The organism is Vagococcus humatus (assembly GCF_003950325.1).
GTDB lineage: Bacteria > Bacillota > Bacilli > Lactobacillales > Vagococcaceae > Vagococcus_C > Vagococcus_C humatus.
Window position 1 is genome coordinate 924,467 of the sequence record NZ_PXZH01000001.1, and the last position, 13,506, is coordinate 937,972.

General features: G+C 33.6%; 15 protein-coding genes. 5 read left to right on the forward strand and 10 right to left on the reverse strand.

Annotated features, from left to right (window positions below):
- Window positions 1-66: 66 nt before the first annotated feature.
- Genes ytpR through pepA form a run of 4 tightly spaced genes read right to left on the reverse strand, consistent with a single transcriptional unit; the run spans window position 67 to window position 2,618 of the window.
- On the reverse strand, window positions 67-675 hold the full coding sequence (gene ytpR / locus C7P63_RS04470; protein WP_125942946.1) for a YtpR family tRNA-binding protein: 609 nt from the start codon (window positions 673-675) through the stop codon (window positions 67-69).
- Window positions 676-711: 36 nt separating this feature from the next.
- Window positions 712-1,188, reverse strand: a complete 477-nt coding sequence (locus C7P63_RS04475) for a universal stress protein (protein ID WP_125943081.1) — start codon at window positions 1,186-1,188, stop codon at window positions 712-714.
- A 21-nt stretch (window positions 1,189-1,209) separates the two neighbouring features.
- Complete coding sequence (locus C7P63_RS04480) at window positions 1,210-1,521, reverse strand: thioredoxin family protein (RefSeq protein WP_125942947.1); 312 nt, start codon at window positions 1,519-1,521, stop codon at window positions 1,210-1,212.
- A 20-nt stretch (window positions 1,522-1,541) separates the two neighbouring features.
- Window positions 1,542-2,618 carry a glutamyl aminopeptidase gene (gene pepA, locus C7P63_RS04485; protein WP_125942948.1) on the reverse strand — a complete coding sequence of 359 codons (1,077 nt, stop codon included), beginning with the start codon at window positions 2,616-2,618 and terminating at the stop codon, window positions 1,542-1,544.
- Window positions 2,619-2,830: 212 nt separating this feature from the next.
- Between pepA and C7P63_RS04490 the strand changes: the two genes are divergently transcribed.
- Both C7P63_RS04490 and C7P63_RS04495 read left to right on the forward strand, forming a co-directional pair.
- Entirely contained in the window at window positions 2,831-3,160 is a 330-nt protein-coding gene (locus C7P63_RS04490) for a PepSY domain-containing protein (protein WP_125942949.1), read from the forward strand.
- Window positions 3,161-3,279: 119 nt separating this feature from the next.
- A complete protein-coding gene (locus C7P63_RS04495; RefSeq protein ID WP_125942950.1) occupies window positions 3,280-4,188 on the forward strand; it encodes a 3-hydroxyacyl-CoA dehydrogenase in 909 nt (302 codons plus the stop codon).
- Between the two features lie 45 nt (window positions 4,189-4,233).
- Here the strand turns inward: C7P63_RS04495 and trmB are convergent, their stop codons facing one another.
- The 4 genes from trmB to C7P63_RS04515 form a co-directional block, all read right to left on the reverse strand.
- The gene (trmB, locus tag C7P63_RS04500; protein WP_125942951.1) at window positions 4,234-4,878 is read right to left on the reverse strand and encodes a tRNA (guanosine(46)-N7)-methyltransferase TrmB; all 645 of its coding nucleotides are present in this window, start codon (window positions 4,876-4,878) and stop codon (window positions 4,234-4,236) included.
- A 55-nt stretch (window positions 4,879-4,933) separates the two neighbouring features.
- Window positions 4,934-5,728 (reverse strand): phosphotransferase family protein, encoded by a 795-nt coding sequence (locus C7P63_RS04505; RefSeq protein ID WP_125942952.1) that lies wholly within the window; start codon window positions 5,726-5,728, stop codon window positions 4,934-4,936.
- Window positions 5,729-5,824: 96 nt separating this feature from the next.
- Window positions 5,825-7,048: an ABC transporter permease gene (locus tag C7P63_RS04510; RefSeq protein WP_125942953.1), complete on the reverse strand. Its 1,224-nt coding sequence runs from the start codon at window positions 7,046-7,048 to the stop codon at window positions 5,825-5,827.
- Entirely contained in the window at window positions 7,048-7,791 is a 744-nt protein-coding gene (locus C7P63_RS04515; protein WP_125942954.1) for an ABC transporter ATP-binding protein, read from the reverse strand. The genes C7P63_RS04510 and C7P63_RS04515 overlap by 1 nt, the downstream gene beginning before the upstream one ends.
- A 141-nt stretch (window positions 7,792-7,932) precedes the next feature.
- Between C7P63_RS04515 and C7P63_RS04520 the strand changes: the two genes are divergently transcribed.
- From C7P63_RS04520 to C7P63_RS04530, 3 genes are all read left to right on the forward strand, one after another.
- On the forward strand, window positions 7,933-8,364 hold the full coding sequence (locus C7P63_RS04520) for an HIT family protein (RefSeq protein WP_125942955.1): 432 nt from the start codon (window positions 7,933-7,935) through the stop codon (window positions 8,362-8,364).
- Window positions 8,364-8,711 carry a YtxH domain-containing protein gene (locus tag C7P63_RS04525; RefSeq protein ID WP_125942956.1) on the forward strand — a complete coding sequence of 116 codons (348 nt, stop codon included), beginning with the start codon at window positions 8,364-8,366 and terminating at the stop codon, window positions 8,709-8,711. Before C7P63_RS04520 ends, C7P63_RS04525 begins: the two co-directional genes overlap by 1 nt.
- 140 nt (window positions 8,712-8,851) lie before the next feature.
- Window positions 8,852-9,832: a peptidylprolyl isomerase gene (locus C7P63_RS04530; protein WP_125942957.1), complete on the forward strand. Its 981-nt coding sequence runs from the start codon at window positions 8,852-8,854 to the stop codon at window positions 9,830-9,832.
- A 49-nt stretch (window positions 9,833-9,881) separates the two neighbouring features.
- Here C7P63_RS04530 and C7P63_RS04535 read toward each other — a convergent pair whose 3' ends face one another.
- Together C7P63_RS04535 and C7P63_RS04540 are read right to left on the reverse strand one after the other, a co-directional pair.
- The gene (locus C7P63_RS04535; protein ID WP_125942958.1) at window positions 9,882-10,823 is read right to left on the reverse strand and encodes a 3'-5' exoribonuclease YhaM family protein; all 942 of its coding nucleotides are present in this window, start codon (window positions 10,821-10,823) and stop codon (window positions 9,882-9,884) included.
- Between the two features lie 23 nt (window positions 10,824-10,846).
- Window positions 10,847-13,504: an AAA family ATPase gene (locus C7P63_RS04540; RefSeq protein WP_165863770.1), complete on the reverse strand. Its 2,658-nt coding sequence runs from the start codon at window positions 13,502-13,504 to the stop codon at window positions 10,847-10,849.
- Window positions 13,505-13,506: the final 2 nt, after the last annotated feature.

Genomic DNA, 13,506 nt, shown 5'->3' on the forward strand with positions numbered 1-13,506 from the left:
TTTTCTTTTGTTATGTGCTATTCATTCTACTAAAAATAACCAGAAAGAACAACTCTCAAGCTGTTTTTATAAAAACGCTTTGCCCACTTCTGTATCATCAGGTAACTCTAAAATTCCCCGTTTAGCCGGAGCGTTAGGCAGATGTAATTCTCTAGCAGAACAAATCATCCCATAACTTTCTACACCTCTTAGTGTTCCAGGCCAAATCATCATACCATCTGGCATCATGGCACCTGGTTTAGCTACGACTACTTTTAAGCCAGCTTCTATATTAGGGGCTCCGCAAACAATTTGTAAGGTTTCACCTTTCCCTACTTCTGTTTGGGTAATAGATAAATGATCAGAGTCTGGGTGTGGTTCACATGATTTAACATAACCAGTTACAATTTTAGGCTCTGTATCCATTGGAATAGTTTCTGAAAATCCTTGTTTTCCTAGATACTCATTAATTTTTTCTAACTGTTTATCTGATAACTTAATTTGACCATTTCCATTAATTTCTCCAACCAATTGACTAGCATTAAAAATATTCCAACTGACAGTCCGCTTGAATTCCTCAGTAAAAATACGAACCGCTGCTTCTTTCTTATCAATTTGAACATTTTCTTCTTTAGGATTATCTAAAATAAATAATAAAGTATCCCCTACTGCCTCTTTATTATAACAAACTATCATAACTATCTCCTTCTAAAAAGGTTTTATAACCTTCTACTATCTTTCATCTTTTTTTGCATCAACGACTACTGGGCGCACAATGAGAACATCACAAGCCGCATTTCTAATTACATAAGAGCTAACACTTCCCATTACAAATCGCTCCACTGCATTTAGACCTGATTGACCAACCATCATTAAATCTACCTGATATTTTTCAGGTAAATCATGAGCCATTACTGTTTTAGGTGAACCAAAAGCTAAAACTGTTTCACTTTTTGTAACACCTGCAGCTTCTGCCCGTTGTTTGTATCTGTTTAGCAATTCCTTAGAACGATCTGTTTCTATTTGAATCATATCTCCTTGGTTAAAGGTGTATCCCATATTTTCAAATAAATGGTTTTCAAGGACATGGGCAATAATAATCGTTGCTTGGTTACGTCGTGCTACTGCTACTGCTTTGTCAAAAGCTTGATCAGCTTGTTCACTACCATCAACCCCGACTAGTATGGTTTGATACTCTTGTGTTTCCATCATTGCTATCTACCCTTTCTTTTATAATTCTTCTAAAAATTTAACTACCTCTTCTTTTGTTTTACGTGCTTTATTAACCAATCTACCTACTTCTTTCCCTTGGTTGGTTACAATAAAACTTGGAATACCAAAAATATTCCACTCAGCGCATAAATCAATGAACTCATCTCTATCTACCTGAACAAATCGATAATTAGGAAAAGCAGCTTCTATTTCTGGCATGACAGGTTTAATATACACACAATCACCGCACCAGTCAGCAGTGAAGAAAAATACAGTTGGTTCTCCTTCTATATAAGAAGCTAATTCTTCATAAGTTTTAGGAATAATCATTTAGTTACCCACCTTACTTTCTATTTTCCGTAAATAATGTCATTAATTTTTTCTGGAGTTAATGTTTCTAAAATGGCTAAAACCATTGATTTAGCTGCTTCATAGTCAGAAATATTAAACATGGTTTGATGCGTATGGATATATCGGCCAGGCACACCGATAACAGCACTTGGAATACCGTCACGAGTAATGTGGGCTGCTCCTGCATCTGTTCCACCTTGAGAAACAAAGTATTGATGATTGATGTCTTTTTCTTCGGCTAAGTCTACTACAAATTCACGCATACGACGTAACATCACCATACCTGGATCGAAAATTCTCACTAAGAATCCTTCACCTAAATGAGCAAATGTATCTTTTTTACCTTCTAAATCATTAGCAGGAGAACAATCTACTGCAAAGAATAAATCTGGGTTAAATTTATGCGTAGATACTTTAGCTCCTCGTAAGCCAACTTCTTCTTGAACATTCGCTCCTACAACTAAATTAAAAGGTAGATCCATGTCTTTAATTTCTTCTAAGACCTCTAAAATAACTGTACAGCCATAACGATTGTCCCAAGCCTTACAAATAATATTTTTTCCATTAGCTGTTTTAACTGTTTCAGAAACTGGAACAATACTATCTCCTGGTCTGACACCATATTTTTCTGCTTCTTCTTTTGACTCAAAGCCAGCATCAAATAAAATGTCTGTTACAGATACATTTTTATTACCATCTTTGCCTCTTAATAAATGAGGAGGAACTGAAGAAGAAATGACTGGATAATTTCCTTTTTTGGTTTGTAAAGTAAAGCGTTGAGCAGAAACCACATAAGGATTCCATCCCCCTAAAGGCTGAATACGTAGTAAACCATTCTCTTGAATTTGTGTTACCATAAAGCCAACTTCATCCATATGAGAAGCTAACATAACAGTTGGGGCATCAGGATTCTTACTTTTTTTAATTCCAAATACGCCACCTAGTCCATCAAATTCAATTTTATCCACATAGGGACTTAATTCTTCTTTCATGATAGTTCGAACATTGTCTTCAAACCCACTAACTCCTTGAGCCTCTGTTAACCTTTTAATAAGTTGAAACGTTTTTTCTTCCATGTTTTCCTCCTATAAATGTTCAGTCTTTGTTATGAATCATCACTTCTCTTATTATACCTTATAACTTTACAATTTTCATAGACTCAATTGCTTAAGATAGAAAAACTCTTATTTTTTATTAAATTCCTTGACTTATCCTTCTACAGATTAAGCAGTTTTTTTAATCTTATGGTACAATTAAAGAAGAAAAGTAACAGAAGGGAGTTTTCTTTATGGCTAAACAAGAGCAACCCTTTTCGACTGGTTTGTTAATCGGCATAGGAGTAGGTCTTTTAAGTGGTACCCTTGTCCATCAACTCTATCAGCGAAAAAAAACTTTAAATCCTAATGACATTCTTAACACCGTTAAACAAGCCTTTTTAAAAGAAGGGCCTATTGAAGGTTCTTGGATTGAATTTTCAAAAAAACCATACCGTCAATTTGCTATTGAAACGAAAATATATGTTGGTGGTATCACCCGAAAAGAAGACCAAGAATTAGTTCAATATGAATTCCTAGCAGATGCTTATACAGGAACTATTATCGACTTATATCGAATCTAAAAGACTTTCTAGGAAGTCTTTTTTTTTAATGTATTTTCATTAAACGTGTTATAATTATTATAAGGAAATAATTTTTATTTATTTCTTATTATATTATAAAAGAAAAGAAGGGACTAGTTATGTCAATTAAGAAAGTTGTTGTCGCAGGTAGTGGTGTTTTAGGAAGTCAGATTGCCTTTCAAGTTGCTTATTCTGGTTTTGATGTTACCATTTACGATATTAACCAACAAGCTATTGAAAGCGCTAAACTAAAAGTAAATCATTTGAAAGAAGTGTACAACAAAGAGTTTGCTGATGAAGCTCCTAAAAAAATGCCAGCTGTCCTTAGCCGAATTGATTATCAAACAGATTTAAAATTAGCAGTTCATGATGCAGATTTAGTTATTGAAGCTATTCCTGAAGTCATTGATATTAAAACTAACTTTTATCACCAACTTGCTGAAGTCGCTCCAGAAAAAACTATTTTCGCTACTAACTCTTCTACCCTACTACCTAGTCAATTTGCTGCTGCAACTGGTCGACCAGATAAATTTTTAGCTCTTCACTTTGCAAATGAAATTTGGCATAATATCACAGCTGAAATTATGGCCCAACCTCAAACTGATCCAAAGATTTTTGACCAAATTACTCAGTTTGCTAAAGATATCGGTATGGTTGCTATTCCCATAAAAAAAGAACAATCTGGTTATGTTCTGAACTCTTTACTTGTTCCGCTATTAAATTCAGCCTTAGTTCTTTGGGTGAAAGATGTTGCTGATCCTCAAATCATTGATAAAACATGGATGATTGCTACTGGATCCCCTAGAGGCCCTTTTGCTATCTTAGACGTAGTTGGTATTCAAACAGCCTATAATATTTTACAAATTCAAGTAACCCAAGGCGGACCAAATACTGACATACTAGCTATTATTAGTCAGAAACTAAAAGAAAATTACTTAGATAAAGGCTATCTTGGTGAATCCAGTGGCCAAGGTTTTTATACCTATCCTAATCCAAGTTACGCAGCTGAAGACTTTTTAAAACATTAATCAAAAAAACTGTTAAGTAGCTAATTCATACTTAACAGTTTTTTATTATTTGTTAGGAAAACAAGCTTCTACTCGGTAGATTGGTTGTCCTTTTTTAGAAAACTTTTCTTCATACTCTGTCATAATATTTCCTTCAAAATCACTTTGATGTAAATCTAACCAAACTTGATTCAAAATCAGACCATATTGGGAAAAGCTAGCAAGAGAATACTCAAATAAACCTCTATTATCTGTTTTAAAATGAATCTGACCATTTGGTTTTAAAATTTGTTCATATAATTTTAAAAAGTTTTCGTGAGTTAGTCGTCTTTTTGCATGTCGGGTTTTAGGCCAAGGATCAGAGAAATTTAGATAAACTTGAGAAACTTCTCCTTTATCAAAAATTTCAGTTAAGTGTTGTCCATCAACTAAAATAAGTTGTAAATTCGGTAACTGTTCTTCAAGCAATTTATCTAAAGCCATAACAAGGACATTCATTTGTAATTCGATTCCAATATAATTAATCTCTGGATGTGCTTTAGCCATTTCTGTAATAAATCGACCTTTACCTGTTCCTACCTCAATGTGTAAAGGTTGATTTTTTTCAAATCTTTGTTGCCACTTACCATGCCACTCAGTTGGGTTTGTTGCCACATATTGTGGATTTTCTTCAATTCTATCTTTTGCCCAAGGTTTATTTCTTACTCTCATCATCTAACTCCTTTATTTTTTCCATTAAAAAGCTCTCTGCAGGCAGAGAGCAATTCTAGTTTCCATCAAAATTTGTATAAATTTCTTTTAGCATAATTAATTCACGGTTCATTTGTTGATAATCCCGGTACAAAAAATGCTTTTTAATTCGCAATAAATAATCAATACCACTGTACCAGTAAATTTTATTTAGTAAATCATCGGTTAACTCAATTCCATATAGCTTTAACCAATTCTCCCACTCAGAAAAAGGAACATAGCGACCTAAAACAATCCCTAAATCCGAGGCTGGATCCGCTAATTTAGTTGAATCCCAATCTACTAAATATAAGCGACCTTCCGTAGATAATAGCCAATTGGTGTGGACTGGATCTCCGTGACAAGCTCTCAACTCATTAGTGCTTGGTATATGATCCTCTAAATATCTAAATACTTGAAGTAAATAAGTATTGTGTTTTAAATCTTGTGGTAATTGTCTAGCGTATTCCGACAAAAAATCGAAAGCTTGCTGCTCTTTTCCACCTACTCTATATAACATCTTCTTTAAAGAATCAGATGTGTGTAAATGCTGTAATGTCTCCACTACATCTAAACGTTTACCCACTTCAACTGGAGTAAGCAATTGCCCATCTAACCATTCTTGAGCAATTAAAATATCTCCATCCCCTGTTCGTTTTGTCCACATCAATTTGGGAGCAATACCTTCTCTTGATAAGACTGCTAAAAACGGAGAAGAGTTTCGCTTAATAAAAACTTTTTCCGAATCCTTCACTCCCATAAAGGTTTGACCAGTATCTCCTTCGATTGGTTGGAGAGACCATCTTTTATCAAATTGAAAATGTGTACTCATAATTCTCCACCTATCTTTACTGAGAAACATGCTAACTTTCATTTTATAGCCCACTCAATTATCCGTCAAGGTTGTCTTTAATCTGTTTATTTCCAATTATTTCTTTGCGATTTTTCGCAACCGTTTAGGAATATACCAAACAACCATTACTCCAGTTTCTAAGCACAAAACAGCTAATTGAATACCTAGTTCTATCTTAAATGAATTAGTTAGTAACAAAACTATACTATACACGATAGTCACCCCTACAAGCAACCCTAAAATCAGTTGTTTCACTGCTTTTTCTTTTTGCAAAAGAGAGATAGGATAAAGTTGGGTTAACAACATATAGTCGTATTGATTATATAAAGGAACTAATTGAAAGCCAATTAAGTAGATAAATAAGCATCCAACAGCTAACTGAATCGGCCATTCTTGAATAAATCCTATTAACACGCTACCAATTAGCGTTAATCTCAAAAATAACCCACTATATTCTGTTCCCCGTAAAAAACTTCTCATATATAGATATAGATAGGTGTTTTTTTGCTGATAAGGTAACTTAGCTAACAAAGGATCTAAATATTTACGACGTCTAACTTGCGTACTAATTCCTGGTACATCTGTAAATAAATTAATCAATTGATAAATCCGTTTAAGTCTTCCTTGTTCTTTTAAAATCAATAAATCCCAATCTAGTAAGTGAGCTTGTTTCTGTTTATTCATATCTTGCAAACAAATATAGTAAAAAACGCCACTTAAACCAAGGCCTACAATAGGGGAAATGTAGCTATTAATCACTAAAATAATCCCACTAAACAAACTCCAAATCAGTAATTTTTTAGTCTGTTGTTTATCTATTCCTTGTAAAAAAGACAAACCTAAAATTACTAGTTGACTCGCTTTTAGTAACCACAAACACGCTACTGCTAATAAAAAGTCAATAAAGGTTGCTTGTTCTGTCGCAATTAACATTGGCATAAAAACACCTTGTACAATCAGAAGACAAACAAATGGAAAAAAAAGCGTATATTGATAAGCTTTTTTCAAATATTGTTCTTTCATTTCAGTTTCTTTAGGAAGTAGAAAAACACGGTCTGCTTCTTTAAGATAGGTGGCAAATCGTCCTATCCACAGACAAGCAAAACTTATGATAATTACTAGCCACTTTCCTAACCAAAAGTCAGGGGTTAACGTTTTAACAAACGCTCCGTAATAGTAGCCAAAACCTCCTAATAAAAAAATAAGAACAAGAACAATATGATCATTTAGCACATACTTTAAATACTTAAACATTTGCTTTTGATAGCTCTGTAAACGATTCTTAAAAAATAGTTCCATTACTCCTCACCAACCTTTGACTCCTCAGTCAGTTTCAGATAAATGTCATCTAAAGAAGCAGTGGGCAATTTAAATTCTGTTTGTAAAACAGCTAGCGGCCCTTCTGCCCTAACACTGCCTTCATGTAAAAATACAAAGCGATCACAAAATTTTTCAGCTGTGGTCAAAATATGGGTAGACATTAAAATCGCCGCACCTTGTTCTTTTTTTTCATTCATTAAATATAACAACACATTGATAGCTAAAGGATCTAACCCTAAAAATGGCTCATCGATAATATAAATGGCTGGTTCTACTAAAAAGGCACAAACAATCATAACTTTTTGTTTCATTCCTTTTGAAAAATGAGAAGGAAACCAGTCTAATTTATTTTCTAAACGAAATAAAGTTAATAATTTTTCAGCTCGTTTAAAGGCTTCTTCTTTTGGAATATCATAAGCCATCGCAGTCACTTCAATATGCTCTCTTAGAGTCAACTCTTCATATAGAATAGGCGCTTCTGGAATATAGCCAATTTGCTTTCTATAAGTGTCTGGATGACTATGTAGTGTCTCTTGATTAATCTTAATGTCACCTTTCATAGGTGTTAATAAACCAATGATATGTTTAATAGTGGTACTTTTTCCTGCACCATTTAACCCAATTAATCCTACAATTTCACCCGGTTTAACTTGAAAAGTCACGTCTTTTAAAACAGGTAGATGACTATAGCCACCTGTTACGTGTTCAATTGATAATGTCATCTTTTTTCCTCCATCTTTTCATGCACTTATTATATCATATTATTCAAAAACCTTAATGATAAGCTTTGACTTTTACCTACACTCTATCTTATGATAATTATGATAACTATAGTAACTTTAATATTTATGGAGGTTGAGATTATGACAGATTGTATTTTTTGTCGACTTATCAATAAAGAAATTCCAAGTTATAAAGTCTACGAAGATGAAAAAGTTTGTGCTTTTTTAGATTTAACCCAAGTAACGAAAGGACATACCCTAATCGTCCCTAAACAACATGTACAAGATATTTTTGAGTACGATGAAACACTGGCAGCTGATGTATTTAGCCGAATTCCTAAGATTGCTAGAGCACTAGAAGCAGCCTTTCCTGATATGGCTGGACTAAACATGATTAATAACAACAAAGAGTTAGCCTATCAATCAGTTTTTCATTCTCACATTCATTTAATTCCTCGCTATACTAAAGATGATGATTTTAGTATGCAGTTTTTAAATAATCATGGAAAAGATATGTCTGAAGAAGAGCTAGAGTCTATTGCAACTCAAATTCGAGAAAAGGTTGATGCCTAATGTTACTTAAACAATTTACTAAAGGGCTTTTAGTTGGAAGTGTTATCGGCAGTGTTAGTGGGTTAGTGCTTGCACCTAGAAGTGGCAAAGATACCAAAAAAAAGCTGACGAAAGACTTAGATGAAGCAAGCCAATTAACCATGGATTTAACTCAAAGTCTTAATAAATTTTATTTTTCTGTCAACCAATTAAAAGAAACTTCTGAAATGATTCTTCCAGAAGTTATCGAAGATTTAGAAGCAACGTTTAACACCTTTCGCTTTCAAACTGAACCCAGAATGAAACAAATAGCCACCCAAGTAGAAGTTATTTCTCAACAAGTTCATGACCTAGAGCAGTCTTCATAAAAAAACATTAAATTTTTAATAAATCCAAAGAAAGCTTCTGAGATTTGTCCTCATTTGGGTTTTGTTACCTGTATGATTATGGTATAGTAATTAAGTGAGTTCGTTATAACTAAATATATATAATAGTAAGGAGTTCTACAATGAAGAAAAACAAATTTGCTCTAGCATTTATTACTGTTGCCTCTGTTTTCACACTGGCTGCATGCTCTAGTGATAACCCAGATATCGTCACTATGAAAGGTGGCAAAATTACTGTTCATGACTTTTATGATGAAGTTAAAACAGATCCAAATGTTCAAAGCAACCTTCGCAATATGATTGTATTTAAAGTAGCTGAACAAAATTACGGAGACAAAGTTTCCAAAGAAAAAGTTGACAAAGAATACAAAAAAATGAAAGATCAATTCGGTGATGACTTTGAGTTACAATTAAAACAAAATGGTATGACTGAGGCATCATATAAAGACCAAATGAAAAAATCATTAGCTTTTCAAGAAATGATCAAGTCACATGTAAAAATCACTGATAAAGATCTTAAACGTGTATGGGCTAGTTACCAACCTAAAGTAACTGTTCAATTAATTTCAACAGATAAAGAAGATAAAGCTAAAGAAGCACTTGATAAAATTAAAAGTGGGGAAAATTTTGCTAAACTAGCCAAAACAGTCTCAACTGACGCTTCTAGCAAAGATGGCGGAAAATTATCATTTGATTCAACTAACTACACTTTACCTGACGAAGTTAAACAAGCTGCGTATAAACTAAAAGACGGTGAAGTTTCTGAAGTTATCTCAGTTGATAATCAACAAACTGGTGAAAAAGTAAATTACGTAGTAAAAATGGTGAAAAATCAAGCCAAAGGTAATGATATGAAACCATTTAAGAAAGAATTAACTAAGATTGCTAAAGACGAAAAAATGAACGATCAACAATTTACTATGGATGTTATTAGTAAAGAGTTGAAAAAAGCCGATGTCAAAATTGAAGATGACGCTATGAAATCAGTATTAGCTGGCTTTATCCAAGAAGATACTACTTCATCTAAGAAAAAAGATTCTAAATCTTCTACTACTAAAGACACTGATAAAACAAAAGATAGCAAAAAAGACACTAAAAAATAAGATGAAACAAAAAGCGAAAGAACTGTTTTCAGTTCCTTCGCTTTTTTCTTTAGCTATTTGGTAAGTAAAAATTTCGGTTATCTAATCCAAAAATTCGTTCTGTATATTCTCCTGGTTTCACTTGTTTAAAAGCTTGTTGCATCATTTGCATAGATGCATCTAAATGATCAATGTGATGTAACACTTCCGCCTCCATTATTTTAGGTCTAACAGGAGAACCGTATTCTAATAAACCGTGATGAGCTAACACCATATGTTTTAACACTAAGACATCTTCTAAACGGTCATCTAAACCTAATTGTTGACAAGCTTTTGTAATTTCTTCATCTACCATTACAATGTGTCCTAATAAATTACCGGCTAAAGTATACTCAGTCGAAACTGGCCCTGTTAATTCAAAAACTTTACCTAAATCATGAAGCACAATACCTGCATAAAGTAATCCTTTATTTAATTCTGGATATTCTTTACAAATACTTTCCCCTAAACGCATCATGGACAGAGTATGAAAAGCTAAACCACCTGCATAGGCATGGTGATGACGTTTGGCAGCTGGAAATTGAAAAAAAGCTTCTCGATGCTCTCTTAAAATATATCTTACAATCCGTTGCCAAGTTGAATTAGTAATATCAAACAGACGCTGATTGAATTCTGCTTCCATTTCTTCAGTAGACAATGGGGCTCTTACCATATAAAGCTCTGGCTGGTAAGGTTCTGTGTTTGTTGCTAACCGCAAATGAGTAATTTTGATTTGCGGCATGTTTTGATATAACTCTCTTTTACCAGTAAGGTATACAACCTTGCCTGCTTGAAAACGATCGATTTCATCTGGGCTAGCATCCCAAAATTTACCATCTATCGTTCCTGATTTATCTTGAAAAGTAAACGCAATAAATTTTTTACCATTTTTAGCTACTCTAACTTCTGCTGTTCTTAGTAGAACAAACATATCAAAAGTTTCATTAACTTCTAACTCACATAACTTCTTCATGAATCTATTATTCCTCTCTTAACTTACAATGAAAAAATGGGATGATTATGCTCACGACAATACTCAATAAAGGCTTGATCTGAAGACATGCAAATAATTGGCTGCTCCAAACTAACCTTAGTGAGTAACTGGAAGAGATTTCCCTTTCTTCTATCATCATAGTTTAACCAACCATCGTCAATAATCAATGGAAATACACAATAAGCTTGTTGCAATATGATAAAGGCCATTCTTAAACTAATATACAACTGGTCTCTTGTCCCTGTTGACAGTTCACCTAATTGATAGGACTGATTTTCTGAACCTAAAATAACCAATTTTCCTTCTTTTAGCTGAATATCTTTATATCTATTATCTGTTAACTGAGCAAAGTACTCACAAGTTTTTTCTAAAAGACTTGGCAATTGTTGATCTGATAAAAAGTCTAAAATATCTTGAATGACTAAACTGCCAATGCGGTATTGTCCCCAGGTCAAAGCTAATTCTTCTAATTTACTTTGAATGTTAGATTTTTCTTGATATAACCGAGGCAATTTACCATCTGCTTCCATATTACCGATTGTAAATAAAACGCCTTGAAGTTGTTTTTCATAAGAATCACGGTGTCTACGACTATTTTCTATTCCTTCATTCAATTGACGTTCAGACTCTTTTAGGCCTTCTTGTGTATATACTTCGTTTAAATCAAATATAGGTTCTAAAGATTGTCTTAGTTCTTTTTCTCTTGCTACTTGTATTTTAAGTTCCTGACTACGATGTAACAAAACAGGAATATCTTCTACTTCACTTAAATTAAACAATGTTATTCGTTCGACTAATTGTGCTTCTAGATCAGCTTTTCGTTTTTGAATATCTCGCAACATTTGATACCACTGCTCTTCACCCAATTTTTGTGCTTCAGCTAATCGTTTCGCTTCCATTTCTTCCACATAATCAGCTAAGGCTTGATATAAAGTAGAAATATTGGGTTCTGATGAAACAGGGAGCCACTCCTTCATAAATTGAATCCGACTAATATCCGATTCTTGTTCTAAATTCAATCGGGTTATTTCTTCTGTTAGCTCTTCTACTTTTTCCAAGTGTTTTTTCAATTGATCTCTTAGTGGCAGCTCGGCTAGCCAATCTCGTAAACTTTTCTGAATAGAGAACTGATAACTTTCAGCTAATTGTTGTTTGAAAACGTCCATCTCTTTTTGTCGTTCCTGATAGTTAGCAATTTTATCCGCTAATTTATCCACTCTATCAGATACTTCTTGATATTGTTTTGCTATAACTTTTTGTTTTTTCTTTTGTTCTTGTAAATAATAAGCAACACCTACAGCAATCAACGAGATAAAACCAATGGCTATTCCCAGTATGAAATGTTTTTTAAGCATCAATAATAAAGTAATGCCTGCTCCTAAAATTGCTCCAATAGGTAAACCATTACCTATTTTAAACCAGTCTTTTTCCAACTTTTCATTTTCAAGAGCTTCTTGTTTTTCCATCTCTTGATCAAACAAGTTTTCAGTAGCTGTTTGTTGCTGCATCAGTTCATTTTCAGTCAGACTCCATTGCTGAATCTGAGTGACTTCTTGAATATTTGGATAAAAAGCTAGCCTAGCATCTTTTATTTGTAAATCTTGTTGTAGCTGATCACAAAACGCTATTTGTTCATTTTTCTGTTGGGCTAATCGTTTTAAAGAGTCCTCTCGCTTCTCCACATCAATTCGACGAGCTAGTGCTTCTTGACAGGCTTCTTGATGCTCTAAATAAAAAGTATAAGCCGGAGTAATATCACTGTCTTTGATGTAAGCTTGTTCATTTAAATAATCTAGCTCTTGTTGTTTAGTGAACGTATATTGACCATAAATTTTTTCAATATCTTTTAAATCATGAGAAAAAAGCCGAGGCTCTTCTTGTTCAAGCTCTAATTTTAATTTTTGCCACTCATCATAGTGTTCCCAAAAAACTAATTGTTGATTTAATTGATCCCTTTGCGTTTTTTGAGCTAACATATGGTTCTTTTCTTGCTCAATCAATTGTTCTAAATTAAGCTGCTCCCCAACTTTTTCCTGATAAGCCGCTTCATCAGCTTCTTTTTCTTCAATCAATTCTTGAATACGACTATACTCTTCTAAATAATTATTTAACTCAGGTTTAACCCCATTTGGTTTGTAAATATTACCTTGCTCTTTTTCAAAAGACTCTTTCAAGTCCATCATTTTTCGGCTACCTGATAAACCAATTGACAAGAGAAATTTTTGCAAGTCTTCTTCTTGTAATTGATTGATTTTATATAATTCTTCCTGCTGTAATGAATACATTTCATCAAACAGCTCTACTGTTAAGGGAGATAATAACTGATTAAGAAAGACCTCATCTCCTATTTCTTCATGAGTCTGATTGTACACTACCGCTTTTCCTTGTCGTTCTTGTTTAAATCGTTCAATCACCACTTCGCCAAACGCTTCCGTTCTTACCCGAATTCGACCGCCAAAAGCTCCACCAGCTAACGGGGTATAATCATGGCGCTTACTTCTTTTAGAAGGAAAGCCAAAAAAGATGGTTCTGATAAAGTTGTATAAAGTTGTTTTTCCTATTCCATTATCTCCGTAGATAGCTTGAAGCTGACTATCAATCGGGATAGTAACCTCTTTTAGACAGCCAAATTGAACGACTTCTAATTCTAAAATTTGCAACC